This window comes from Sphaerisporangium sp. NPDC004334, assembly GCF_053602655.1.
The window spans coordinates 148,301-171,195 of sequence record NZ_JBSGDZ010000014.1 but is presented as its reverse complement, the minus strand read 5'-3'; the positions used below and the strand labels follow the sequence as shown (position 1 = coordinate 171,195).

Here is a 22,895-nt window from a genome sequence, read left to right as displayed (position 1 = left end):
GCACCGGCGTGCGACGGAGGTTCAGCGGGCGGCTTGCTGCGGCTGGGCGGGGCGGGTGGTGACGCCGACGACCAGCCGGTAGACCACGGCGCTGGCGACGTACCCGACGGAGGCGATCAGCAGGACCGTGTACGACTTGCCGTTGGCCGGCAGGAAGAGCGCGGCGGCCGCGGCGGCGGCGACCAGCATGCCGTTGAAGAGCATGTCGTAGATGGAGAAGACCCGCCCGAGATAGGCGTCCTCGACGTCGCGCTGCACGATCGTGTCGGTGCAGATCTTCACGCTCTGCCCCGTCACGCCGAGGACGAAGCCCATGGCCACGAAGCCGATCTCCTTGAACGGCAGGCAGAGCGCCAGCATCAGCACTCCTCCGGTGGCCAGCATGATCGGAATCCATGCCTCGGGGCGGAAGCGCTCGGTGGCCCACGGCGTGATGAGCGCGGCCATGAAGAAGCCGGCGCCGGAGCTCGCCAGCACGCCGGTGACCTCGTTCAGGCCTGCCTCGACGTCGGAGGTGAAGTAGTACCGGTAGAGCATCACGGTCATGACGATCGTCAGGCCGTACAGGAACCGGTGGGCGGCCATGCTGCCCAGCGCGGCCGCCGGAGCCCGCAGATGCACCACGTGGCGCGCACCGTCGATCAGGCCGCTCATGACGTGACGCACCGCCTGGCGGGCCTGCGGCAGGTTCGGGTCGAACGAGGGGCCGAGCAGTTCCCTGTGCATGGTGGAGGCGATGAGGGCGCTCATTCCGAACACCACCCCCGAGACGATCAGCAGGCCGGCGGTGCCGCTGTGCTCGGGGCCGAAGGCCAGCCGGAGCAGATAGCCCGCGCCCGCGCCGACGAACGTGGCGACCGTGCCCGACGTCGGAGTGACGGCGTTGGCCAGCAGCAGGCGCTCCGCCTCGACCACGTGCGGAAGCGACGCGCTCAGCGCGGACAGGAAGAAGCGGTTGACGCCGAGCACCGCGAGGGCCGCCGCGTAGAAGCACCAGTCGGGGGTGCCCAACGCCACGAGCAGCGCGGCCCCCAGGAGCAGCACGCCGCGGACGATCGGGGCGATGACCAGGATCTGCCGCCGCGACCAGCGGTCGATGAAGACCCCGGCGAAGGGCCCGAGCACGGAGTAGGGCAGCAGCAGCACCGCGAACGCGATGGCGGCCTCGGCGGCGCTCGTCTGCTTCTCCGGGGTGAAGAAGGCATAGCCGGCCACGGCGAACTGGAAGACGCCGTCCGAGAACTGCGAGACCAGGCGGGTGGCGTAGAGACGTCTGAAGTCCCGGCCTCGAAGGACGGCACGGAGGTCGGAGACGAATGACACGCGGGCCAGCCTACTGGGCACGTGTCGTGGAACACATCGGGAACAACCCTGATTCGCCCCCAACAGGTGATGAACCATCCCGGTCGATCCGGCCGCAGGAGCCGGTGCCGTCGCCTCCTCGGCCGACGGCCCACCGTGGCCGCGGTTCCGGTACCACGTGCGAGGTGGAGGGCGGGTTTTCAGGCGGATCCGCTTGGCGTCAGGTAGATGCTTGGCCCACCGGGAATGACGAATCATCACCTGGGTGTGACCGTTTTCCGGCCCGGCCGCCGTGAGAGCACTTCAGCGCAGTCCGTCTACCCGACATGATCACGTACCCTCGGTCAGGTGACCCATGACGAACATGTCGTGCTTGTGAACGCGCGAGGTGAAGCGGTCGGCACCGCCGCCAAGACGGTCGTGCACGGGGCCGACACCCCGCTGCATCTGGCGTTCTCGTGCTATGTGTTCGACGGCGAGGGACGGGTCCTGCTCACCCGGCGCGCTTCGCACAAGCGCACCTGGCCCGGAGTGTGGACCAACAGCTGTTGCGGACACCCGCTGCCCGGGGAGCCGCTGGCCGAGGCGGTCGGGCGCAGGCTGTCCCACGAGCTCGGCCTGAAGGCCGACGACGTCGAGCTGATGCTCCCCGGTTTCGCCTACCGCGCGGTGATGCGGGACGGAACGGTGGAGAACGAGATGTGCCCGGTCTACCGGGCGGTGGTGTCCGCCGAGCCGTCTCCGAACCCCGAGGAGGTCGGCGACGCCCGCTGGATGCCGTGGAAGGAGTTCACCGACGACGTCATGTGCGGCCTGCTGGCGATCTCACCGTGGTGCGGGGAACAGGTGCCGCTGCTGGCGGCCCTCGGCTCCGACCCTTATACCTGGCCCACGGCCGACCCCGCCGAACTGCCGCCCGCCGCCCGCGTCCTGTCCTCAGGGACCTGACGCACCTGCTCACCCAAGGCGTGTAAGACGTGGAAGGCGCCCATGGTTTCACGTGGAACCATGGGCGCCTTCCGTTTCGGCGAAGCCGGGCCAGGCCCGGAAGAGCCGGCGCGCGTCCGTCCGGCGGAAGCGGCGCCTTCGCCGTCAGCGCTCGACTTCGCCGCGGATGAACTTTTCAACGGCGTCGCGCGCGTCGTCGTCGGAGTACTGCTCCGGCGGCGACTTCATGAAGTAGGACGACGCCGACAGAATGGGGCCGCCGATGCCGCGGTCCATGGCGATCTTGGCGGCACGGACGGCGTCGATGATGACGCCGGCGGAGTTCGGGGAGTCCCACACCTCGAGCTTGTACTCCAGGTTCAGCGGGGTGTCGCCGAAGGAGCGGCCCTCCAGGCGGACGTAGGCCCACTTGCGGTCGTCCAGCCACGGCACGTGGTCGGAGGGGCCGATGTGGACGTCGGCCTTCGCCATCTCGTGCGGGATCTGCGAGGTGACCGACTGCGTCTTGGAGATCTTCTTGGACTGGAGGCGCTTGCGCTCCAGCATGTTCATGAAGTCCATGTTGCCGCCGAAGTTGAGCTGGTAGGTGCGCAGCAGCTCGACCCCGCGGTCTTCGAAGAGCTTGGCCATGACGCGGTGGGTGATGGTGGCGCCGACCTGGGACTTGATGTCGTCGCCGACGATGGGGAGGCCGGCGTCGGTGAACTTCTGCGCCCAGACCGGGTCGGAGGCGATGAAGACCGGCAGCGCGTTGACGAAGGCGACGCCCGCGTCGATGGCGCACTGCGCGTAGTAGCGGTCGGCGTCCTCCGAGCCCACGGGGAGATAGGAGACCAGGACGTCCGCCTTGGCGGCCTTGAGCGCGGCGACCACGTCGACCGGCTGCTCGTCCGACTCCTCGATCATCTCGAGGTAGTACTCCCCAAGACCGTCATATGTGGGGCCACGCTGCACGGTGACGCCGGTCGGCGGCACGTCGCAGATCTTGATGGTGTTGTTCTCCGAGGCGACGATCGCCTCGGACAGGTCGCGCCCGACCTTCTTGGCGTCGACGTCGAAGGCGGCCACGAACTGGACGTCACCGACGTGGTAGTCACCGAACTGGACATGCATCAGACCGGGCACCCGGACGCCGGGATCGGCGTCCCGGTAGTAATGCACGCCCTGGACCAGCGCTGCGGCACAGTTGCCGACACCGACGATGGCTACGCGCACGGAACCCATGGCACTCGCTCCTTTACTCGTTCGTCTCATCAGGAACGGGCTCGGCGTCCTGCGCCTGTGCCCTGTCCGCTCTTGCCCGGACGGCTTGCGCTCGTTCGGTATCGATCAACTCGTTCAGCCAGCGCACCTCGCGCTCGACCGATTCCAAGCCGTGGCGCTGTAATTCCAGGGTGTAACTGTCGAGCCGCTCTCGCGTGCGGGCGAGAGCGGTGCGCACTCCGTCGAGCCGCTCTTCAAGGCGGCTTCTGCGGCCTTCGAGGATGCGCAGCCGGACCTCGGCCTCGGTGTGGCGGAAGAAGGCGAAGTGGACGCCGAAGCTCTCGTCCTCCCAGGAGGACGGGCCCGCCTGGGTGAGCAGCTCGTGGAGCCGCTCCTTGCCTTCGGCCGTCAGCTTGTACACGATCTTCGACCGGCGCCCGGTGAGCGGCAGGCCGCTGTCGAGCGCGGTCTGCGACCCGGTGCCGGCGGCGGTCTCCTCCGGCGTCTCCTCGGCGATCAGCCCGTTCGCGAGCAGCTGCCGCAGGCAGGGATAGAGCGAACCGTAGGAGAACGCACGGAACATGCCGAGCAGGGCGTTGAGCCGTTTGCGCAGCTCGTAGCCGTGCAAGGGCGTCTCGTGGAGCGAGCCGAGCACGGCCAGTTCCAGCACTCCGCCTTTGCCGACCGCCACTGGAACCGCCCCCTCTCGCAACGATGTGTCCCGTCGATGTATCGAGCCGATACATCCTGAGGATACGTCGCGTCGGCATACTGCGCAATCAAGAAATCCGTCAAGCGGTTGGGCGGAATAGATAAAAAAGTCGTAGTCTGACGCTCATGTGGTCACAGCGAGGGGTCGTGGACTACGGCCTCGCGAAGCGAGCGACGATCCTGTCGCTTCGCTCCGGCCGCACGGCCAGGCGTGATGTGTGCGATGCGCATCCCTACCTCTTGCGTGCCGCTCGGTACCACGGTGAGCCGACGGAGCGCGTCTGCCCCATCTGTGAGCACCGGAACGTGACCCATGTCACATACGTGTACGGTGACGCGCTGGGTCGCAGCGCAGGGCGCGTAAAGGCCACGTCAGACCTTGTTCAGATGGCCCGCGAATACGAGGAATTCCGGGTCTACGTTGTCGAGGTCTGCCAAGGTTGCTCATGGAATCACCTGACGGTTTCCTTCGTCCTGGGCAATGGCGGGCCACCGGGCAGCTCGGACACCATGCGACAGATCGACTCCGACTCAGGCGGGGACCCCGCGGAGACGTAGCCATGCGCAGTCGAGTTCCCCCCGGGAGGCACGTTCTCCGCCTGCCGCAGACAGACGTCGAAGACCTCCAGATCGCCAGATGACCCAACGAGGACGCGTGAGTTACAGCAGCTATGGCCCAGAGCCGACCGGTCGCCCTGAGCAAGCCGAGGGCGCCGGTGGATCAGCTCGTCCCGGGCGGCGCCGTCGCTCTCCGCAAGGGGACGCGCCCGCCGGTGGATACCCCGCGCCGCGGTCGGCGCCCGCGTACGACCAGGGCTCCGCGCCCGCGTACGACCAGGGCTCCGCGCCCGCGTACGACCAGGGCTCGGCGCGGCGCGCGGCGCCGCGGCAGAGTCCCGACGCCGGGTGGGACACCCGGTCGTCGCCGGGACGCTCCGGCGCGGCTCCCCGTCCCCGCCCGGCCGCCGCGGACCCGCGTGCCCGGGCCGGCGACCCGCGCAGGGGGCCCGCCGACCCACGGTCGCGCCGCTCCGAGGCGGCCTTCGAGGACACCCAGTCGATGCAGGAGGTCGCCGCGGCAGGTCCGGCGGCGCCGCGGCGCGAGCCGTCCGGCGCCGAGACGGTCGTGAGCCGCGACGCGGGGCCCCGGCGCTCCCGCAGAGCGCAGGGTGGTCCCGCCCGCGCCGGCGCGACGGGCACCTTCGGCGCCGCCGCGGGCCCGGGCGGTCCCGGAGGCCCGGCCGGCCCCGGTGGACCAGATGGTCCCGGGGGACGCGGTCCCGGTGACGGCCCGCCCGGCGGACGCCGGTCCCGCCGGGCGAAAGGCGAGGAGCCGCCCCGCCGCCGCGGCTGGACCCGGTTCCTCCCGAACTGGAAGATCGTCATGGCGGGCTTCGCCGTGATCGCGGCCGGCGTCTTCGGCATGATCGCCGTGGCCTACGCCAACACCCCGCTGCCCACCGAGGAGAGCGCCAAGGAGAGCGCCAACGCGCAGGGCAGCACGATCTACTACGGCAGCGGCGAGGTGCTGGCCAAGCTCGGGGTCGAGCGCGTCAAGCTCGACAGCCTGAAAGACGTCCCGCAGCACGTCCAGGACGCGGTGATCGGCGCCGAGAACTCCAGCTTCCGTGAGGACTCCGGCATCTCGCTCTCGGGCATGGCCCGCTCGCTGTGGAGCACCGCGAGCGGCCAGCAGGTGCAGGGCGCCTCGACCATCACCCAGCAGATGGCCCGCGGCTACTTCGACAACCTCACCGCTGAGCGGACGGTCACCCGGAAGATCAAGGAGATCTTCATCGCGGTGAAGCTCGACAAGGAGTGGACCAAGGACAAGGTGCTGCTGTACTACCTGAACATCGTGCCGTTCGGCCGCAACACCTACGGCATCGAGGCCGCGGCCCGGTCGTTCTTCGGCAAGCACACCAGCGAGCTCACCCCCGCGCAGGCGGCCTACCTCGCCGGGCGCATCCAGCAGCCGGGCAACTTCGACGCGCAGGAGATCCAGGGCAACTTCAAGGCCACGCAGGAGCGCTTCACCTACGTCATCGGCCAGATGGCGAGGACCTGGCCGCAGAAGTACGGCAACCTGCCGGCCACCGCCAAGTTCCCGAAGATCCAGAAGTACAAGGCGCGGAACTACAACAGCGGCTTCCGCGGCTACATGATCAACGCTGTCATGGACGAGCTCAAGGACCGGCTGCCCCGCTCCGAGATCGAGACCGGCGGCTACAAGATCAGGACGACGTTCGACAAGAAGCTCATGGACGCCGCCGCGCTGGCCGTGCAGAACAACACCCGGCCGCTTTCGCCGGAGATCCACACCTCGCTCGCGGCGGTGGACCCCCGCAACGGCCGGGTCATCGCCTTCTACGGCGGCAAGAACTACCTGGGCAAGCATCCCGACCAGTTCAACGACGCCTTCTACGCCCGCAAGCAGGCCGCGTCGGCGTTCAAGCCGTACGTCCTGGCGGCCTGGCTCAAGGCGGGCTACAGCCTGAACAGCTACGTGCCCGGCAATGAGACCGTGCCCAAGGTGCTGCCGGGCACCACCAAGATCACCAATGAGGAGCGCATGCCCTCGGGCATCACCGTGACCTCGGCCACCGCGCACTCGATCAACACGGCCTACGCGTCCATGGCCTTCCAGGTCGGGCTGGACAAGGTGAAGGACATCGCCGCCGGGGCCGGCATCCCGCGCGACGAGCTCGACCGGGACGAGCAGGAGCACAAGTTCCTGCTGGCGATCGGCACCGCCCTGGTCTCGCCGCTGGAGCAGGCGAGCGGGTACTCGATCTTCGCCAACCAGGGCAGGCACTACAAGACCCACGTGGTGCGGCAGGTCGAGGACGTCAACAAGAACGTGGTCATCCCCGAGGAGAAGTCCTTCACCCAGGTGATCGACCCGTCCGCGGCCGCGGACGCCATCGAGGCGCTGCGCGCGGTCGTCAAGGAGGGCACCGGCCGCGGCGCCGCGCTGTCCGACCGCCCGGTGGCCGGCAAGACCGGTACCAACAGCGAGAACAAGGAAGCCTGGTTCGTCGGCTTCACCCCGCAGATGTCGACCGCCGTCGGCATGTACCGCGAGCAGTGCGTCACCAAGAAGGGCAAGGTGCTGTCCGAGCGGGAGATCTGCCCGAACGGCAGCACCGGCAAGGAGGTCTCCCTGGGCAACATCCAGGGCGCGACCTACCCGAGCCAGGTGTGGCGGGCGTTCATGGCGGCGGCCATGAACGGCAAGCCCGTCGAGCAGTTCCCCGACCCCGTCAACGGCGGGTCGCCGGAGAACATCGTGCCCAAGCCGATCCCGACGCCGACTCCCTCGGCCGACCCCGGGTTCCCGGACGACAACGGGTTCCCGAACGACAACGGCGACCCCAACGGCCACGGCGACCCCAACGGCAACCCCGACGACAACGGCGGCTGCCTGCCGTGGGACGACAGCTGCAACAACGGCGGCAACGGCGGAGGCGACCCCTTCAAGCAGGGCAGCACCCCCTCCGACGCCGCCACTCCCGCGCCCACTCCGACCGCGCCGGGCGGGCGCCGATCGACGCCCGCGCCCTCTCGCTGATCGGACGACGACATGACCCGTTCCACGTCCACGCCGGGTGCCGCCGGCTCCGTGGCGCGTGCCGCCCTGCCATTCGTCCCTCTCGGGCTGCTCGCGGCCCTGGGGGCGATCCTCGCGTACGCGTGGAAGGCGCCGTGCCGGTTCGGCGGGGCGTGGAACGACGGAACACAGCAGTTCCTCAACTTCTGCTACACCGACATCTATCCGCTGTGGTGGAACGAGAAGCTCGACCAGGGGTTGACGCCCTACTTCGGTCACCCGGTCGAGTACCCGGTCGGCATCGGCTCGCTGATGTGGGTCATCCAGAAGCTCGTGACGGGCACCAGCGATCCGGGCGTCCGGTTCTTCGACCTCACGGTGATCGTCATGGCGGCGTCGCTGGTCGCCGGGGTGGTGGTCATGGTGGCGCTGGCCGGACTGCAGCGCCGGCCGTGGGACGCCGCCTGGTACGCGCTGGCGCCCGCGCTCATCCTCACCGCGTTCATCAACTGGGACCTGATGTGCGGGGCGCTGAGCCTGGGCGCCTTCCTCGCCTGGTCGCGGCGGGCGCACTTCACGGCCGGGGCGCTGCTGGGCCTGGCCATCGCCACCAAGTTCTACCCGGTCGTGTTCTTCGGCCCGCTGCTGCTGCTGGCGCTGCGGACGCGCAAGCTGCCCGCCCTGCTGTGGGCGGTCGGCGGCACGGTGATCACCTGGGTGGTGGTCAACCTGCCGTTCATGCTCTTCGCGTTCGACGGCTGGAGGAGGTTCTACGTCTTCAGCAGCGAGCGCGGAGCCGACTGGGGGTCACTGTGGTTCTTCTTCCAGAACCGGCAGTGGCCCTTCCTCGGTGACGCCGGGCGGGTGGACATGCTCGGCATCGTGTCGTTCGGCCTGCTGTGCCTGGCCGTGGCCGTGCTGGCGCTCACCGCGCCCACCCGGCCGCGTCTCATGCAGCTCTGCTTCCTGGTGCTGGCCGCGTTCATGGTCACCAACAAGGTGTGGTCGCCGCAGTACGTGCTGTGGCTGGTGCCGTTCGCGGTGCTGGCGCGGCCGAACTGGAAGCCGCTGGCGCTGTGGCAGGTGGCCGAGTGCTGGTACTTCTTCGCGATCTGGCTGTACCTGGTCCACGTCCAGCCGGGCAACGAGACGCTCGGCATCGGCGACGGCGGCTACTTCGCGGCCGTGTGGGCCCGGGCGATCACCATCGCCATCCTGGCGGCGTTCGTGGTCAGGGACATCCTGCGCCCCGAGCACGACGTCATCCGGCAGGGCGGCGTGGACGACCCGGTGGGCGGCGTCTTCGACGGCGCCGAGGACCGTTTCGTCCTGCGGATGCCGTCCCGGACGGCGGTGCGTGAGGCCGCTCCCGAAGCCTCCTGACCCTTGCGTCCAGGAGGCGGCGCTCGACGTATCCGCTCTGAGCTCCCGGCCGTTCCGGCCGGGACGCGGCGATCGCGCCTGCCGGCTCCGCGGGTTTGCGGCCGTCCCGTCCGGGAGCCGGCTCCGAGATCTTCCCGGGAGCCGGGTTCTTTCCGGTCCGCTCTGATCGAGAAGTCCAGCTTGACCCTCTATTCTCCTATGCGTGCAGACCTCCCCCCAGGAGACCGTTTCCCCGGCGCCCGCACGCTTCTCCGACCGCGAGGCGCTCCTCGCGTGGCTGGGGTCGAGGATCGGGATCATCGTCGCCATGACGGTCGGCGCCGGAGTGCTCAGCAGCGAAGCGAACGACACCCCGTTCCTGGAACGCTGGACGCACTGGGACGCCGGGCTCCTGGTGAAGATCGCGAAGTTCGGCTACGGCGGTGACCCGGCCGAGAACCCCGACGCCGGGCTGCCCGCCTTCTTCCCCGGCATGCCCATCGCGCTGCGGCTGGTCCACGTGATCATCCCCGACTGGTCGCTCGCCGGCCTGCTGATCTCGTTCGTCGCCGGAGCGGTGGCGATGGTGGCCCTCGCGCGGCTCGCCGAGTTCGAGGGCCCCGCGGGCGCAGGATGGCGGGCGGTCCTTGCGATCCTGCTGTTCCCCATGGCGGTGTTCCTGTTCGCCGGCTACAGCGAATCGCTGTTCCTGGCGTTCGCGATACCCGCCTGGCTGTACGCCCGGCGCGGCGACTGGCCGGCGGCGGCGCTGCTGGCCGCCGGGGCGTCGTGCGTGCGCATCACGGGCCTGTTCCTCGCGCTCGCGCTGATCGTGGAGTACGTCACGCGCCGGGGGAGCCTCCGCCAGGCGTGGTGGCTGGCGGTCCCCTTCCTGCCGCTGGTCGCCTATTCGTTCTACCAGCACCAGCGCACGGGCGACTGGCTGGCCTGGCAGCACGCGCAGCAGGCCGGCTGGGGACGGCAGATGGTCTGGCCGTGGCAGTCGTTCCTGACCACCTGGCAGATGGCGGCCGGGGACGGGCAGTTCGTGTGGGCGTTCCGCATGGAGGTCGCGGGCGCCCTGCTCGGGGTCGCCGTGCTGATCTGGCTGCTCGTCGCCCGCAGGTGGAGCGAACTGGTGTACGTCGGACTGCAGCTGAGCGCCCTGCTGTTCTCGGCGTACTACCTGTCGGTCCCGCGTTCGGCCCTGCTGTGGTGGCCGCTGTGGGTGATGCTCGGGCGGGTGTCGGTGCGCCGCCGCTGGGTGCTGCTGCTGTACGCGCTGGTGGCCGGGCCGCTCATGGTGCTGAACACCATGACCTTCATGCGCGGCGCCTGGGCGGGCTGACCCGCGCCGGTGTCACACGCCCCCGCTGGACGGCCTGCCCCGCGTCCGCTGCGAAGGCGGTCCGTGATCAGGCGGGCCGGCTCGCGTCCGTCCCCTGGTCGGCCCTGCCGGCGCGAGGGAACGCCTTACCCCTTTTCCCGGCTCCGTAATCCAGGGGATTTATCCACAGGCTGTGGACTAAAGGTGGTCACGAAGGAAGGCGATGTCGGCCGCCTGCCCGTCGCCGGGTGTCTCGACCACGATCGGCGCGCCCGCGGCGCGGCACACCGACAGGATCAGCTCGGGGTCGATCTGGCCCTTGCCCAGGTTGGCGTGACGGTCGGCGCCGGAGTCGAAGGCGTCCCGCGAGTCGTTGCAGTGGATCAGGTCGATGCGGCCCGTGATGGCCTTGACCCGGTCGACCACGTCGGCGAGCTCCTCGCCGCCGGCGTGCGCGTGGCAGGTGTCCAGGCAGAACCCCACGTCGAAGCCGTCCAGCGCCTCCCACAGCCGGGCGATGCGCTCGAGCCGGCGCGCCATCGCGTTGCCGCCTCCGGCGGTGTTCTCGATCAGGACGGGGATCGGTGTCTCCAGCCGCTCGAAGACCTTGCGCCAGTTGTCGAACCCGACCTGCGGGTCGTCGTCCTTGCCGACGTGGCCCCCGTGCACGATGAGGCCCTTGGCGCCGATCGACGCCGCCGCCTCCAGCTGGCCGGCCAGCAGCTTGCGGCTCGGGATGCGGATGCGGTTGTTCGCGGTGGCGACGTTGATCACGTACGGCGCGTGGACGTAGACGTCGATCTCCGAGGAGGCCAGCGCCTCGGCGTTCTCCGGCAGCACGGGGCCTTTCCACCCTTGCGGATCGCCCAGGAAGAACTGCGCGACCTCCGCGCCGCGGGCCGTCGCGTGGGCCAGGGGATCATCTCGGTCGACGTGAGCTCCGATACGCACCATGGGTCGAGCCTAGCCGTTTCAAGGTCTCCACCAGGGGCAGTAGGGGCGCCAGGCTGGTACGCCCTGACACCCGCGTACCGTGACATATAGGAGACGACTGTGGCCTACTACCGCCGCGGGATCAGCCTCTTAGGCCTGATCTACATCCTCATCGGCATTTACGTGGCATGGGTTCACGACTACATCACCCCGAGCCTGCTCAGGAAGATCGCGCAAGCCCTGCTCGCCATCGTCCTGTGGTTCCTCATTCTCCTCGGCATCGACCTCCACATCGGCGGACAGTGACGCGGCGACGTCCACGGACGCGGGGAGATGCGGCGACATGGCGCGCCGATCTCCACGCCGGCGGGAAGTGAACGGCGGGGGCGCCTCGGGGGGCGCCCCATCGTGCCGCACCGGACGGGCGTGACGGCCTTCGCGGGTCGGACGGACCGGCCGTCCGGGCCGGTCAGACGAACCCTCCGTGATAGACGCCCATCGCGACGCCGACGAACGACATGACGATGGCGACGATGTTCAACGACCGCTCGGCGGTCGTGGCCGACACATATTGCGAGTACATCCCGACGACGAACCCGACGACTCCGGTCCACGAGGCGACGATGTGCGCGCTCACCACCAGGCCGCTGACGAAGGCGACGCCGCCGCAGGCCAGCGCCACCAGCGTCAGGGCGTTCTCCAGGGTGTGCTTCCTGCCGTCGGTGTTCAGCGACAGGTGGAAGTGCTCTCTGCCGGAGCCCGTGGCAGATCGCATGATGACCACCCCCTCCCTCTTCTCCCACGTTCCCCTTGTGGCGGCGGGCAATCGCGGCAGGTCAGTCGCGGCGCCCTGGTAGACTTCGTGGGCTGCGTTCGTTATGCGTGCCGTTCGGCGTACCCGATCTCGAAGCACGCGGTCGCCCCGCCACCGAAGGCGGGGGCGACGACGTCAGCGTCCTCCTGTCACGGCATGGTGTCGTGACCGCGATAGTCCAGAGGAGGTTGGAAGTCCGCATGCGTCATTACGAAGTGATGGTCATTCTGGACCCGTCCCTCGATGAGCGCACGGTGACTCCCTCGCTCGACCAGTTCCTCACGGTCGTCCGCAACGACGGCGGCACGGTGGAGAAGGTCGACGTGTGGGGTCGTCGCCGGCTGGCCTACGACATCATCAAGAAGTCCGAGGGCATCTACGCCGTCATCGACCTGACGGCGGCTCCGGCCACCGTCAAGGAGCTCGACCGCCAGCTCAACCTGAACGAAGGCATTCTGCGCACCAAGGTGCTGCGCCCCGACATGCACTGAGCGGCTCCGAGTCCGCCGAAGCCCGGCTTTTGTCGGGCCGGAGCCGTACTCTGAGGCCCGACAGGCTGCGCAGACTCACGCAGGAAGGCGAAAGCGACCGATGGCAGCAGGCGACACAACGATCACCATCGTCGGCAATCTTGTCGACGACCCCGAGCTGCGTTTCACCCCTTCGGGGCAGGCCGTGGCCCGGTTCCGCATCGCGTCCACTCCGCGGTTCATGGACCGCCAGACCAACGAGTGGAAGGACGGCGAAAGCCTCTTCCTGACCTGCAACGTGTGGCGTCAGGCGGCGGAGAACGTCGCCGAGAGCCTCCAGCGTGGGATGCGGGTCATCGTGCAGGGGCGGCTGAAGCAGCGCTCGTACGAGACCAAGGAAGGCGAGAAGCGCACGGTCTACGAGGTCGAGGTCGACGAGGTCGGCCCGTCCTTGCGCAACGCCACCACCAAGGTCAACAAGACCGCCCGCCAGGGCGGCGGCGGAGGCGGCGGGTTCGGCGGCGGCGCCGACGACCCGTGGGCCTCGGCCACTCCGGCGCCCGCCGGTGGCGGGTTCGGCGGAGGCGGCGGCGGTGGCTACGGCGGCGGCGGTGGCGGCTACAACCAGGGCGGCTACGGCGGCGGTGGCGGTGGCGGCGACCTGAGCGACGAGCCTCCCTTCTGATCCACTCATCCATTCCAGTAACCGATCGACCATTCCCGCGTCATGCGGGGCTCTCTTAGGAGGAGCACCAAGATGGCGAAGCCGGCACTGCGCAAGCCGAAGAAAAAGGTTTGCCTGTTCTGCCATGACAAGATCTCTTACGTCGACTACAAGGACACGGCGCTGCTGCGGAAGTTCATCTCCGACCGCGGCAAGATCCGTGCCCGCCGGGTGACGGGCAACTGCACCCAGCACCAGCGTGACGTGGCGACCGCGATCAAGAATGCCCGTGAGATGGCGCTGCTGCCGTACACGAGCACCGCGCGCTGACAGGAGGCTTGCGAGATATGAAGCTCATTCTCACCAATGAGGTCTCCGGCCTCGGCGCTCCCGGCGACATCGTCGAGGTCAAGGACGGCTACGGCCGCAACTATCTGATCCCCCGCGGGTTCGCCATGCGGTGGACGCGCGGCGGCGAGAAGCAGATCGATTCGATCAAGAAGGCGCGCGACGCCCGCGAGATCCGCGACCTCGGCACCGCCAAGGAGGTCGCCGGCCGGCTCGGCGCCCTTCGGGTCACGCTGAAGACGCGCGCCGGCGACTCCGGCCGCCTGTTCGGCTCGGTCACCACCGGTGACATCGCCGACGCGGTCAAGGCCGCGGGCGGTCCGCTCCTCGACCGTCGTCGCATCGAGATCACCAACGCGATCAAGAGCGTCGGCTCCCACCGCGTCTCGGTCCGGCTGCACCCCGAGGTGTCGGCCAACCTCGACGTCGAGGTCGTCGGTTCCTGACGGTTCCCGTGCACAGACGGCCTCCGGTCGCCGGTGCTCTCCGCGGTCTGACGATCTTCGGGTCGTGACGGTCTCCGGCGCCTGAGGTTCCGGTCGCGGCTCGCCGTCCCGCCTTCGCGGGCGGTCGCGCCGTGGCCCGAGGTCCGGTGAAGGCCCCTTTCCTTCCGTGAAAGGGGCCTTCGTCATCTCTACGGAGCGAAGCCGCAGGTTATCCCTGTTTGCTGCTAGTTGGCGCTATATGTGCGAATGCGTGCTTCCCGCTATCCTGGGCGACGAATTCCCTCGGTGAGACGCCTTCTGGAGGCACGTATGCTCCGTCCCTCGATGCTGCCGGCGCTCGGCGCCCTCGCGCTGGTGGCGGTGGCGTGCGCTCCGGCCTCCGACACGACGACCCCCTCCGCCGGCGCGAGCGGCACTCCGCAGGCGTCGGCCTCCTGCGCCAAGGACCAGCTCAAGCTGCTCAAGCCCGGCACCCTGACGATCGCGACCGACAAGCCCGCGTACGAGCCGTGGTTCAAGGACGACAAGCCCGCCAACGGCCAGGGCTTCGAGAGCGCCGTCGCCTACGCCGTGGCGGCCAAGCTCGGCTTTGCCGACGGCGAGGTGTCCTGGGCGAGCATCCCGTTCAACTCGGCGTTCGCGCCCGGCGACAAGCAGTTCGACTTCGACGTCAACCAGGTGTCCATCACCCCGGCCCGCGCGAAGGCCGTCGACTTCAGCAGCGGGTACTACACGGTCAAGCAGGCGGCGGTCGCCCTGGAGGGCTCGAAGTTCGCCTCGGCGACCTCCCTGGCCGCCCTGAAGGACGCCAAGATCGGCGTGCAGATCGGCACCACTTCCCTGCAGGCCGTGAAGGACGTCATCCAGCCGAGTGCCGAGCCCAACGTCTACAACGAGCAGATCGACGCGATCACCGCGCTGAAGAACAAGCAGGTGGATGCCCTGGTGGTCGACCTGCCGACCGCTTTCTACGTCACGGCGGCACAGGTGGAGCATTCCAAGATCGTCGGCCAGTTCGGCGCGGGCTCGGGCACCCCCGAGGAGTTCGGCCTGGTCTTCCAGAAGGGCAACCCGCTCGTGAGCTGCGTCGACCAGGCCATCGGCGAGCTGAAGTCCTCCGGCGAGCTGGCGAAGATCGAGACTCGGTGGCTCGGCTCGGCGGCGGGCGCGCCGGAGCTGAAGTGAGCGACCGAGTCCCGGAAGGTAGCTCGGCCGATCCCCGCGTCCTCGGCGACGCGCCAGGTGAGCCCCCCGTCCCCACGGACGGGCGAGCTCAGGGCCCCGTCTCTATGGACGGGCGAGCTCAGGCCCCCGTCTCTACGGACGGGCCGCATCAAGCCCCCGTCTCTACGGACGGGCCGGGTCAAGCCCGCGTCTCCATGGACGAACCGGGTCAGGCCCGCGTCTCCACACACGGGCCTGGCCGGGACCGCGCTTCGCGGGAGAGGCCGGGCTCGGATGGCGGGCCGGGCGAGGACGGCTCGTGGCGCAGGAGCGAACGGCAGCGCGAGCGCGAGCGACTGCGCCGCCGTTCGGACCTGCGGTCCGGCTCGATCGCCACGGCGTCCACCGTGGTGTTCATCGTCCTTCTGATCTGGCTGGTCACCACCTCGCCCGGCTGGCCGCGGGTCAAGGAGACCTTCTTCGACCTCGGCGAGTTCTCCGGCGCCCTGCCCGACGTCCTATGGGGCTTCCTGCTCAACATCAAGATCTTCCTGATCGCCGAGCCGCTGATCCTGGTCGTCGGCCTGCTCGTCGCGCTGGTGCGCAACCTGCACGCTCCGGTGTTCTACCCGCTGCGCGCGCTCGCCGTGCTGTACACCGACGTCTTCCGCGGCGTGCCGACGATCCTGGTCATCTACCTGGTCGGGTTCGGCCTGCCCGCACTGCGCCTGCAAGGGATGCCCACCGACCTGGCGACGCTGGGGATCATCGCGCTGGTGCTGTCGTACGGAGGGTACGTCGCCGAGGTGTTCCGGTCGGGCATCGACTCGGTGCACCCGAGCCAGCGCGCCGCCGCGCGGTCGCTGGGCCTGACCCACGGCCAGGCCATGCGCTTCGTCGTGCTGCCCCAGGCCGTGCGGCGCGTCGTGCCGCCGCTGCTCAACGACTTCGTCTCGCTGCAGAAGGACACCGCCCTGGTGGCCACCATCGGCCCGCTGGAGGCGCTGCGCCAGGCGCAGATCCATACCGCCGAGACCTTCAACTACACCCCTTACCTGGCCGCGGCGCTGCTGTTCATCGTGCTGACCATCCCGATGGCCCGCTTCACCGACTACCTGGCGGCCCGTTCGCAGAGAAGGAGGGGAGCGTGACCGTGCCGGTCGAGCAGGGGCGGAGCCTGCTGGAGATCGAGGGCGTGTGGAAGTTCTACCACCGCCACAGCGTGCTGCGCGGCATCGACCTGTCGGTGGACTCCCACGAGGTGGTCTGCCTCATCGGAGCCTCCGGCTCGGGCAAGTCGACCCTGCTGCGCTGCGTGAACCTGCTGGAGACCGTCGACGACGGCGCCATCCACCTGGACGGTGCGGAGATCACCGACGTGCGGGCCGACCCCGACGACGTGCGCAAGCGCATCGGCATGGTGTTCCAGGCCTACAACCTCTTCCCCTCCATGACCGTCCTCTCCAACATCACGCTGGCGCCGCGCAAGGCGCACGGCGTCGGCAGGGCCGAGGCCGAGGAGCGGGCACGCGAGCTGCTGGCCAGGTTCGGCCTGGCGGACAAGGCGGAGGCCTACCCCGACCGGTTGTCCGGCGGCCAGCAGCAGCGAGTGGCCATCATCCGCGCGCTCGCCACCCGGCCGCGCCTGCTGCTGCTGGACGAGGTGACCTCGGCCCTGGACCCCGCGCTGGTCGGCGAGGTGCTGGAGATCATCCGCGAGCTGAAGGACACGGGGATGACGATGGTCCTGGCCACCCACGAGATGGGGCTGGCCCGGGACATCGCCGACAAGGTCTGCTTCCTGGACGGCGGCGTGCTGCTGGAGCAGGGGACTCCGGAGCAGATCTTCACCGACCCCCGCGAGCCGCGTACCCGCGAGTTCCTGAGCAGGGTGCTCAACCGCCGGTGACCAGCCAGGCGCGCCCGTACGCGCGCGAGCCCAGGGTCACCAGACGGGCCGCCATCCACACGCCCAGCGCCGCCCACAACGCCACCAGGCCGCCGCCCAGGTGGACGACGGCGTACGCCGCGGGCAGGTAGACGGCCGTCGTGATCGCCGAGGCCCAGGCCAGATAGCGGCGGTCCCCGGCGCCGATGAGCACGCCGTCGAGCACGAACACCACGCCGGCCACGGGCTGGAGCAGCGCCACCGGCCACAGGACCGCGACCAGCTCGGCGCTCACGGCGGCGTCGGCGCCGAACAGGTGCGGGATGACCGGCCGCAGCGCGAGGGTGGCGGCCCCCAGGACCATCCCGCAGCCGACGCCCCAGACCACCATCGTGCGGGTGGCCGCCCGCGTGTGGTCGCTGCGCCCCGCGCCGAGGGTGCGGCCGGTGATGGCCTGGCCGGCGATGGCGATCGCGTCGAGGGCGTAGGCGAGCAGCGACCAGATCTGCGTGGCGATCGCGTGGGCGGCGAGCTGGGCGACGCCCATGCGGGTGGCCACGGCGGTGGCGGCGAGCAGCACGACCCTCAGGCACACCGTCCGGATGATCAGAGCGATGCCGGCCGTACCGGAGGCCCGTACTCCCGCCAGGTCAGGACGGAGGGAGACCCGGTGCCGGCGGGCCGCGCGGGCGACGACGACCAGGTAGACCAGGGCGCCGAGTCCCTGGGCCGTGACGGTGCCCCACGCCGAGCCCGCGATGCCCCAGTGGAACCCCAGCACGAACACGGCGTTGAGCACGGCGTTCAGCGCGAAGGACCCGACTGAGACGGCCAGTGGGGTCACGGTGTCCTGCAGGCCGCGCAGGATGCCCGTGCCGGCCAGGACGACGAGCATGGCGGGGACACCGAACAGGCTGATGCGCAGGTAGGCGACCGCGGGCCCGGACACCTCGGCGACCGCGCCGAACCACTGGACGATCCACGGGGACAGCGGCCAGCAGACCACGATCAGCGCCAGCCCGATCGCCGTGGCCAGCCACAGCCCGTCGATGCCCTGCTTGACCGCCCGGACGAGGTTGCCCGCGCCGACCTGCCGGGCCACCGCCGCCGTCGTGCCGTACGCCAGGAAGACGCAGATGTTCACCAGGGTGGTGAGCGCGGCCCCGGCGATGCCGAGGGCGCCGAGCGAGGCCGTGCCGAGACGGCCGACGATGGCGTAGTCGACCAGGATGAACAGCGGCTCGGCCACGAGCGCGCCGAAGGCCGGAACGGCGAGCCTGAGGATCTCCTGGCTGCCGACCCGGGGGGTAAGAGTCACTTGTCTATATTGCCCCTTACCTCAGCATGCTCGGCACCGGTCCCGCCGCTCATCGGCCTGTCGCGCGGACTTTCTTTTCTCCACAGCCCGTGGATACCGTTTCCCCTGCTCAGTCGGGGGTCTGTGGTTATCCCCCATGGTTATCCACAGACTTGTCCCCAGCGTGCCCACATCTCCAGGCCAGAACTGCACACGTTATCCACAACGTTGTCGACAGGACGCGTTGCCGCTCGCCCGAGAACCGGCGAAACTGTCACCCCGGCTACTTCGGGGGTGGCACGGGGGAGTCAGGGAGGGCCGCCAGTTGAGCAGTGAAGTCGTGCAGGCCTTCGACGCACCATTCGAGCGTACGCCCCCCAGCAACATCGAGGCCGAGCAGTCCGTGCTGGGCGGCATGCTGCTGTCCAAGGACGCCATCGCCGACGTGGTGGAGGTCCTGCGTTCCGACGACTTCTACCGTCCGGCGCACCAGGTCATCTACGACGCCATCCTCGACCTGTACGGACGCGGCGAGCCGGCCGACGCGGTGACGATCTTCAGCGAGCTGTCCCGCCGGGGCGAGATGGCCCGGGTGGGCGGCGGCACCTACCTGCACACGCTCACCGCCATCGTCCCCACGGCCGCCAACGCCGGCTACTACGCCAAGATCGTGCGCGAGCAGGCCATCCTGCGGCGGCTCATCGAGGCGGGCACCCGCATCGTCTCCTACGGCTACGGCGGGCAGAACGAGGAGGTCGACGAGCTGGTCGACCGCGCCCAGGCCGAGATCTACGCGGTCACCGAGCGCCGCACCAGCGAGGACTACCGCCCCCTGTCCGAGATCATGCCCGGCGCGCTGGACGAGATCGAGGCCATCGGCAGCCGCAGCGGCCAGATGGTCGGCGTGCCCACCGGCTTCCAGGACCTCGACGCCCTGATGAACGGCCTCCACCCCGGCCAGATGATCGTCGTCGCCGCCCGCCCGGCCATCGGCAAGTCGACGCTTGGTCTGGATTTCGCGCGATCTGCTGCGATCAAGCACCATATGGCCACTGTGGTGTTCTCGCTGGAAATGTCGCGCAACGAGATCACCATGCGCTTGTTGTCGGCCGAGGCGCGGGTGGCGTTGCACACCATGCGTTCCGGCACCATGAACGACGAAGACTGGACGCGCCTCGCGCGCCGCATGAGCGAGGTCGCCGAGGCGCCGCTGTTCATCGACGACTCGCCCAACATGTCGATGATGGAGATCCGTGCCAAGTGCCGTCGCCTCAAGCAGCGTCACGACCTGCGCTTCGTCATCGTCGACTACCTCCAGCTGATGAGCTCGCCGAAGAAGACCGAAAGCCGCCAGCAGGAGGTCTCCGAGATCTCCCGCGCGCTCAAGCTGCTGGCCAAAGAGCTCGAGGTGCCGGTGATCGCGATCTCCCAGCTCAACCGCGGTCCCGAACAGCGCACCGACAAGCGCCCCCAGGTTTCCGATTTGCGGGAATCCGGGTCGATTGAGCAGGATGCCGACGTGGTGATCCTGCTGCACCGGGAGGACGCCTACGAGCGCGAGTCGCCGCGCGCCGGCGAGGCCGACCTGATCGTGGCCAAGCACCGCAACGGCCCAACCGCCACCGTGACCGTCGCCTTCCAGGGCCACTACAGCCGCTTCGTCGACATGGCGCCTCACTGACCCTCCCCTTGTAGGGGCTCAACCCAGCCCCGCCCACGCCTCCGTAGGCGGCAGCCGCCCGCCCTGTCCCCTCCTCCGCGAACGGCGGCGGCCCGGCCGGCATTTCTGACGCGGGCAGTCCGACCACCACCACGGGCAGCCCCCGCGACGGGCTTGCCCCGGCAAGTGCCGGTGGACCCGGACCGGCCGTCACGACGGGGAGCCGCCGGGGCGGTAGGCGATGCGGCCGGCAGAGCGGCGATCGGGCCTGGCCCCGGTGAGCGCCGCTGACCGGGACGGGGCCGGACCGGCCGTCACGACGAGGAGCCGCCAGGCTGGGAGGCGATTTTCCGGAGGGTGTCGGCGGTGAACTCGTCGGCGGGGTAGAAGGACTCGATGGCCAGCTCGGCGACCGTGATGTCCAGCGGCGTGCCAAAGGTGGCGATCGTACTAAAGAAGGTCATTTCGCCGTCCTGATGGCGTAGCCTCAGCGGCACGACGATCTCGCCGGGGCCGGGCAGCTCCACCTCGGGCTCCGGCTGGTCGCACGGGTAGGCGCGCAGTTCCTCATCCAGTGCCTCCAGCTGCGGGTCGGCCGTGAGGGCGATCTGGCGGCGCAGCCGGCCGAGCAGGTGGGCGCGCCACTCGCCGAGGTTGACGATGTGCGGAGCCAGACCGTCCGGATGCAGGCTGGCCCGCAGCACATTGGCCGGGGCGGCGAGCAGCGTGGGCGACACCAGGCTCGTGAGCACCCCGAGGCTGGTGTTGCCGTCCACGAGGTTCCAGCGGCCGTCCACCACGACCGCGGGGTAGGGTTCGTGCCCGGTGAGGACCTGCTTGATCGCCCGGCGCACCGCCCGCATGCCCGGAGCGTCCAGCGTGTTCTCGGAGAAGACCGGCGCGAACCCGGCCGCCAGCAGCAAGCGGTTGCGCTCACGCAGCGACAGGTCGAGATGTTCGGCCAGAAGCAGCACCATCTCGCGGCTCGGGTTGGAACGCCCGGTCTCCAGAAAGCTCAGGTGCCGGGTGGAGATGTCCGCCTGGATGGCCAGGTCGAGCTGGCTGAGCCGGCGGTGCTCACGCCACTGGCGGAGCAGCTCGCCTACCGGCCGCCGGGAGAGCGCCGTCGTCGTCATGGCCCGACCCTACGTGCCACCCCCCGCGCCCCGCGATTACGCGCCAGGTAACGGGACCGGGTCGCGAGCAAACGGCTCAGGCGGTGGAGCCGCCGTCCACGACGAGATCGTGGCCGACGGTGAAGGCGGCGTCGTCCGAGGCGAGCCAGAGCACGGCCGAGGTGATCTCCTCCAGCGAGCCGACCCGGCCGATGGGGAGCTGCTGTTTCATGCGGTCGGCGCGGCCGGCCTCGGTCTCGCCCGGGCGCATGGACATGGGAGTGTCGTGCGGCCCCGGGCTGACCGCGTTGATTCGGATGCCGTCGCGGATGTACTCCAGGGCGGCCGTGCGGGTCAGCGCGGCGACCGCGGCCTTGGACGCGGCGTAGGCGCCGAGGCCCGGGACCCGCTTGTGCGCGCCCACCTGGGACGACACGTTGACGATCACACCGCTGCCCTGCCGGCGCATGGCGGCGATCTCGTGCTTCATCGACAGGAAGACACCGGTGGCGTTGCCGGTCAGGGTGCGCGTCCAGTCGTCCTCGTCGATGTCGGCGACCTGACCCAGCGTGAGGACCCCCGCGTTGTTGACCGCGATGTCCAGGCTCCCCTGCCGTCGCACGATCTCGGCGATGAGCTCGGCGACATCCGGCGAGCTGGTCACATCGGTGGTCAGCGCGGCCGCCCGGCCGCCCTCCGCCTCGATGAGCCGGACCGTCTCCTGGAGCGGTGCCTGCCGGCGGCCGGTCACGAACACCACCGCGCCCTCGCGGGCGAAGCCGCGCGCGATCGCGCGCCCGATGCCCGAGCCGCCCCCGGTGACCAGCACCGTCCGTCTGTTGAATCTCATGGCTCCCCCTTGTCGGTGCCGCACGGGCGGCGACATTTATTGGATCGTTCGTTCTTGATACAGATGAGATGGCGCAACCCACCCCGCTGTGGAGCCGATGGGTCCCCCGCTCTCGGCGGGGCCGTCAGTCGACGGGGCGGACCTCACTGGGAGGTGCTCATTCACATCGTCGCTGTCAGTCGAGCACCGACAGAGCCTGGGCCGCGGCATCGCGCACCCGTGCCGGGTCGGGGAAGCCCTTGCCGACCACCCTCAGCCCTTGCAGGAAGACCAGCAGGAAGCGGGCCAGCGCCCTCGGGTCGCGACCGGCGGGCAGTTCGCCCTGGGCCCGCGCCCGGGTCAGCGCCGACGCCAGCGCGGTCTCCATGGCTGTCCAGTTGGCGTCCAGGATGCGGGTGACCTCCGGGTCGCCCGGGAGCATCTCGGCCGCCGCGTTGACCACCATGCACCCCCGGCGCCGCCCGTCATCGAGCGCATCGGCGGCGTAGGACTCGACCAGCGCGCGCACCGCCGGCAGCGCCGGGCCCGGCTGGGACAGGATCTCGACGAGCGGCGGGTTGCGGATCTCGATGTAGCGGCGCAGGGCGAGCACGTACAGGTCGTGCTTGCCGCCGAAGGTGGAGTAGAGGCTGGCGCGGGCGATGCCGAGCGTCTCGACGAGATCGGCCATCGACGTCGCCTCGTAACCGCGCTCCCAGAACAGCTCGAGCGCCGCCTGGAGCGCCTTCTCAGGATCGAACTCCTTCGTGCGTGCCACGGCATGGAACTCTATCGAGAACGGTTGGTCCAAAACAACCCTGAGGTCGCCCAGCTTGTCCCCGCGGATGGTTCCTCCGGCGAACC

Annotated in this window: 23 protein-coding genes; 14 read left to right on the top strand and 9 right to left on the bottom strand. The window is 69.6% G+C overall.

All coding sequences use genetic code 11. The features are described 5' to 3' along the window. Positions 1-21: 21 nt before the first annotated feature. Complete coding sequence (locus tag ACWEN6_RS20050; RefSeq protein ID WP_452571697.1) at positions 22-1,323, bottom strand: MFS transporter; 1,302 nt, start codon at positions 1,321-1,323, stop codon at positions 22-24. Between the two features lie 327 nt (positions 1,324-1,650). On the opposite strand from ACWEN6_RS20050, the gene idi reads away from it, so the two are divergent. After that, on the top strand, positions 1,651-2,250 hold the full coding sequence (idi, locus tag ACWEN6_RS20045) for an isopentenyl-diphosphate Delta-isomerase (protein ID WP_452571695.1): 600 nt from the start codon (positions 1,651-1,653) through the stop codon (positions 2,248-2,250). Between the two features lie 144 nt (positions 2,251-2,394). Here idi and ACWEN6_RS20040 read toward each other — a convergent pair whose 3' ends face one another. Both ACWEN6_RS20040 and ACWEN6_RS20035 read right to left on the bottom strand, forming a co-directional pair. Continuing rightward, the gene (locus ACWEN6_RS20040) at positions 2,395-3,474 is read right to left on the bottom strand and encodes an inositol-3-phosphate synthase (RefSeq protein ID WP_354927622.1); all 1,080 of its coding nucleotides are present in this window, start codon (positions 3,472-3,474) and stop codon (positions 2,395-2,397) included. 13 nt (positions 3,475-3,487) lie between these two features. Then, positions 3,488-4,144: a PadR family transcriptional regulator gene (locus ACWEN6_RS20035; RefSeq protein WP_354852100.1), complete on the bottom strand. Its 657-nt coding sequence runs from the start codon at positions 4,142-4,144 to the stop codon at positions 3,488-3,490. A gap of 146 nt (positions 4,145-4,290) precedes the next feature. On the opposite strand from ACWEN6_RS20035, the gene ACWEN6_RS20030 reads away from it, so the two are divergent. The 4 genes from ACWEN6_RS20030 (at position 4,291) to ACWEN6_RS20015 (ending at position 10,424) form a co-directional block, all read left to right on the top strand. After that, positions 4,291-4,722, top strand: a complete 432-nt coding sequence (locus ACWEN6_RS20030) for a DUF5318 family protein (protein ID WP_354852098.1) — start codon at positions 4,291-4,293, stop codon at positions 4,720-4,722. Between the two features lie 97 nt (positions 4,723-4,819). Beyond that, positions 4,820-7,735, top strand: a complete 2,916-nt coding sequence (locus tag ACWEN6_RS20025) for a transglycosylase domain-containing protein (RefSeq protein ID WP_452571693.1) — start codon at positions 4,820-4,822, stop codon at positions 7,733-7,735. Between the two features lie 12 nt (positions 7,736-7,747). Next, positions 7,748-9,097 (top strand): glycosyltransferase family 87 protein, encoded by a 1,350-nt coding sequence (locus tag ACWEN6_RS20020; protein WP_354924265.1) that lies wholly within the window; start codon positions 7,748-7,750, stop codon positions 9,095-9,097. 202 nt (positions 9,098-9,299) lie between these two features. Further along, positions 9,300-10,424 carry a mannosyltransferase family protein gene (locus ACWEN6_RS20015; protein ID WP_452571691.1) on the top strand — a complete coding sequence of 375 codons (1,125 nt, stop codon included), beginning with the start codon at positions 9,300-9,302 and terminating at the stop codon, positions 10,422-10,424. A 177-nt stretch (positions 10,425-10,601) separates the two neighbouring features. Here the strand turns inward: ACWEN6_RS20015 and ACWEN6_RS20010 are convergent, their stop codons facing one another. Next, a complete protein-coding gene (locus ACWEN6_RS20010; protein ID WP_452571689.1) occupies positions 10,602-11,357 on the bottom strand; it encodes a deoxyribonuclease IV in 756 nt (251 codons plus the stop codon). 99 nt (positions 11,358-11,456) lie between these two features. Between ACWEN6_RS20010 and ACWEN6_RS20005 the strand changes: the two genes are divergently transcribed. Continuing rightward, positions 11,457-11,642, top strand: coding sequence for a hypothetical protein (locus ACWEN6_RS20005; RefSeq protein WP_354852089.1), 186 nt, complete (start codon positions 11,457-11,459; stop codon positions 11,640-11,642). Between the two features lie 163 nt (positions 11,643-11,805). Here ACWEN6_RS20005 and ACWEN6_RS20000 read toward each other — a convergent pair whose 3' ends face one another. Beyond that, positions 11,806-12,111 (bottom strand): hypothetical protein, encoded by a 306-nt coding sequence (locus ACWEN6_RS20000; RefSeq protein WP_452571687.1) that lies wholly within the window; start codon positions 12,109-12,111, stop codon positions 11,806-11,808. A gap of 239 nt (positions 12,112-12,350) precedes the next feature. On the opposite strand from ACWEN6_RS20000, the gene rpsF reads away from it, so the two are divergent. From rpsF to ACWEN6_RS19965, 7 genes are all read left to right on the top strand, one after another. Beyond that, positions 12,351-12,641, top strand: coding sequence for a 30S ribosomal protein S6 (gene rpsF / locus ACWEN6_RS19995; protein WP_354852086.1), 291 nt, complete (start codon positions 12,351-12,353; stop codon positions 12,639-12,641). Positions 12,642-12,741: 100 nt separating this feature from the next. Beyond that, the gene (locus tag ACWEN6_RS19990) at positions 12,742-13,305 is read left to right on the top strand and encodes a single-stranded DNA-binding protein (RefSeq protein WP_452571685.1); all 564 of its coding nucleotides are present in this window, start codon (positions 12,742-12,744) and stop codon (positions 13,303-13,305) included. Between the two features lie 72 nt (positions 13,306-13,377). After that, a complete protein-coding gene (rpsR, locus tag ACWEN6_RS19985; RefSeq protein WP_061256131.1) occupies positions 13,378-13,614 on the top strand; it encodes a 30S ribosomal protein S18 in 237 nt (78 codons plus the stop codon). A gap of 17 nt (positions 13,615-13,631) precedes the next feature. Continuing rightward, a complete protein-coding gene (rplI, locus tag ACWEN6_RS19980) occupies positions 13,632-14,078 on the top strand; it encodes a 50S ribosomal protein L9 (RefSeq protein ID WP_354852081.1) in 447 nt (148 codons plus the stop codon). A gap of 309 nt (positions 14,079-14,387) precedes the next feature. Further along, positions 14,388-15,263: an ABC transporter substrate-binding protein gene (locus ACWEN6_RS19975; protein ID WP_452571683.1), complete on the top strand. Its 876-nt coding sequence runs from the start codon at positions 14,388-14,390 to the stop codon at positions 15,261-15,263. 194 nt (positions 15,264-15,457) lie between these two features. Further along, positions 15,458-16,393, top strand: coding sequence for an amino acid ABC transporter permease (locus ACWEN6_RS19970; RefSeq protein ID WP_452571681.1), 936 nt, complete (start codon positions 15,458-15,460; stop codon positions 16,391-16,393). Continuing rightward, positions 16,390-17,151 carry an amino acid ABC transporter ATP-binding protein gene (locus ACWEN6_RS19965; RefSeq protein ID WP_354924253.1) on the top strand — a complete coding sequence of 254 codons (762 nt, stop codon included), beginning with the start codon at positions 16,390-16,392 and terminating at the stop codon, positions 17,149-17,151. Before ACWEN6_RS19970 ends, ACWEN6_RS19965 begins: the two co-directional genes overlap by 4 nt. On the opposite strand, the gene ACWEN6_RS19960 is transcribed toward ACWEN6_RS19965, so the two are convergent. Beyond that, positions 17,138-18,448, bottom strand: coding sequence for an MATE family efflux transporter (locus tag ACWEN6_RS19960; RefSeq protein WP_452571679.1), 1,311 nt, complete (start codon positions 18,446-18,448; stop codon positions 17,138-17,140). The two genes, ACWEN6_RS19965 and ACWEN6_RS19960, sit on opposite strands and share 14 nt — an antisense overlap. 304 nt (positions 18,449-18,752) lie before the next feature. Between ACWEN6_RS19960 and dnaB the strand changes: the two genes are divergently transcribed. Further along, on the top strand, positions 18,753-20,108 hold the full coding sequence (gene dnaB / locus ACWEN6_RS19955) for a replicative DNA helicase (RefSeq protein ID WP_452571677.1): 1,356 nt from the start codon (positions 18,753-18,755) through the stop codon (positions 20,106-20,108). Between the two features lie 293 nt (positions 20,109-20,401). Here the strand turns inward: dnaB and ACWEN6_RS19950 are convergent, their stop codons facing one another. From ACWEN6_RS19950 to ACWEN6_RS19940, 3 genes are all read right to left on the bottom strand, one after another. Next, positions 20,402-21,223 carry a helix-turn-helix domain-containing protein gene (locus ACWEN6_RS19950; RefSeq protein ID WP_452571675.1) on the bottom strand — a complete coding sequence of 274 codons (822 nt, stop codon included), beginning with the start codon at positions 21,221-21,223 and terminating at the stop codon, positions 20,402-20,404. Between the two features lie 76 nt (positions 21,224-21,299). Then, positions 21,300-22,052 (bottom strand): SDR family NAD(P)-dependent oxidoreductase, encoded by a 753-nt coding sequence (locus ACWEN6_RS19945; RefSeq protein ID WP_452571673.1) that lies wholly within the window; start codon positions 22,050-22,052, stop codon positions 21,300-21,302. 175 nt (positions 22,053-22,227) lie between these two features. Further along, positions 22,228-22,809, bottom strand: a complete 582-nt coding sequence (locus tag ACWEN6_RS19940; protein WP_452571671.1) for a TetR/AcrR family transcriptional regulator — start codon at positions 22,807-22,809, stop codon at positions 22,228-22,230. Positions 22,810-22,895 lie beyond the last annotated feature (86 nt).

Bases quoted from the DNA above. Each gene is read 5' to 3' on its own strand.
- ACWEN6_RS20000 (WP_452571687.1), bottom strand. From the start codon at position 12,111: ATGCGATCTGCCACGGGCTCCGGCAGAGAGCACTTCCACCTGTCGCTG.
- ACWEN6_RS19950 (WP_452571675.1), bottom strand. From the start codon at position 21,223: ATGACGACGACGGCGCTCTCCCGGCGGCCGGTAGGCGAGCTGCTCCGC.
- ACWEN6_RS20040 (WP_354927622.1), bottom strand. From the start codon at position 3,474: ATGGGTTCCGTGCGCGTAGCCATCGTCGGTGTCGGCAACTGTGCCGCA.
- ACWEN6_RS19990 (WP_452571685.1), top strand. From the start codon at position 12,742: ATGGCAGCAGGCGACACAACGATCACCATCGTCGGCAATCTTGTCGAC.
- ACWEN6_RS20020 (WP_354924265.1), top strand. From the start codon at position 7,748: ATGACCCGTTCCACGTCCACGCCGGGTGCCGCCGGCTCCGTGGCGCGT.
- ACWEN6_RS19970 (WP_452571681.1), top strand. From the start codon at position 15,458: ATGGACGAACCGGGTCAGGCCCGCGTCTCCACACACGGGCCTGGCCGG.
- rplI (WP_354852081.1), top strand. From the start codon at position 13,632: ATGAAGCTCATTCTCACCAATGAGGTCTCCGGCCTCGGCGCTCCCGGC.
- ACWEN6_RS19975 (WP_452571683.1), top strand. From the start codon at position 14,388: ATGCTCCGTCCCTCGATGCTGCCGGCGCTCGGCGCCCTCGCGCTGGTG.
- rpsF (WP_354852086.1), top strand. From the start codon at position 12,351: ATGCGTCATTACGAAGTGATGGTCATTCTGGACCCGTCCCTCGATGAG.
- rpsR (WP_061256131.1), top strand. From the start codon at position 13,378: ATGGCGAAGCCGGCACTGCGCAAGCCGAAGAAAAAGGTTTGCCTGTTC.
- ACWEN6_RS20010 (WP_452571689.1), bottom strand. From the start codon at position 11,357: ATGGTGCGTATCGGAGCTCACGTCGACCGAGATGATCCCCTGGCCCAC.
- ACWEN6_RS20030 (WP_354852098.1), top strand. From the start codon at position 4,291: ATGTGGTCACAGCGAGGGGTCGTGGACTACGGCCTCGCGAAGCGAGCG.
- ACWEN6_RS19945 (WP_452571673.1), bottom strand. From the start codon at position 22,052: ATGAGATTCAACAGACGGACGGTGCTGGTCACCGGGGGCGGCTCGGGC.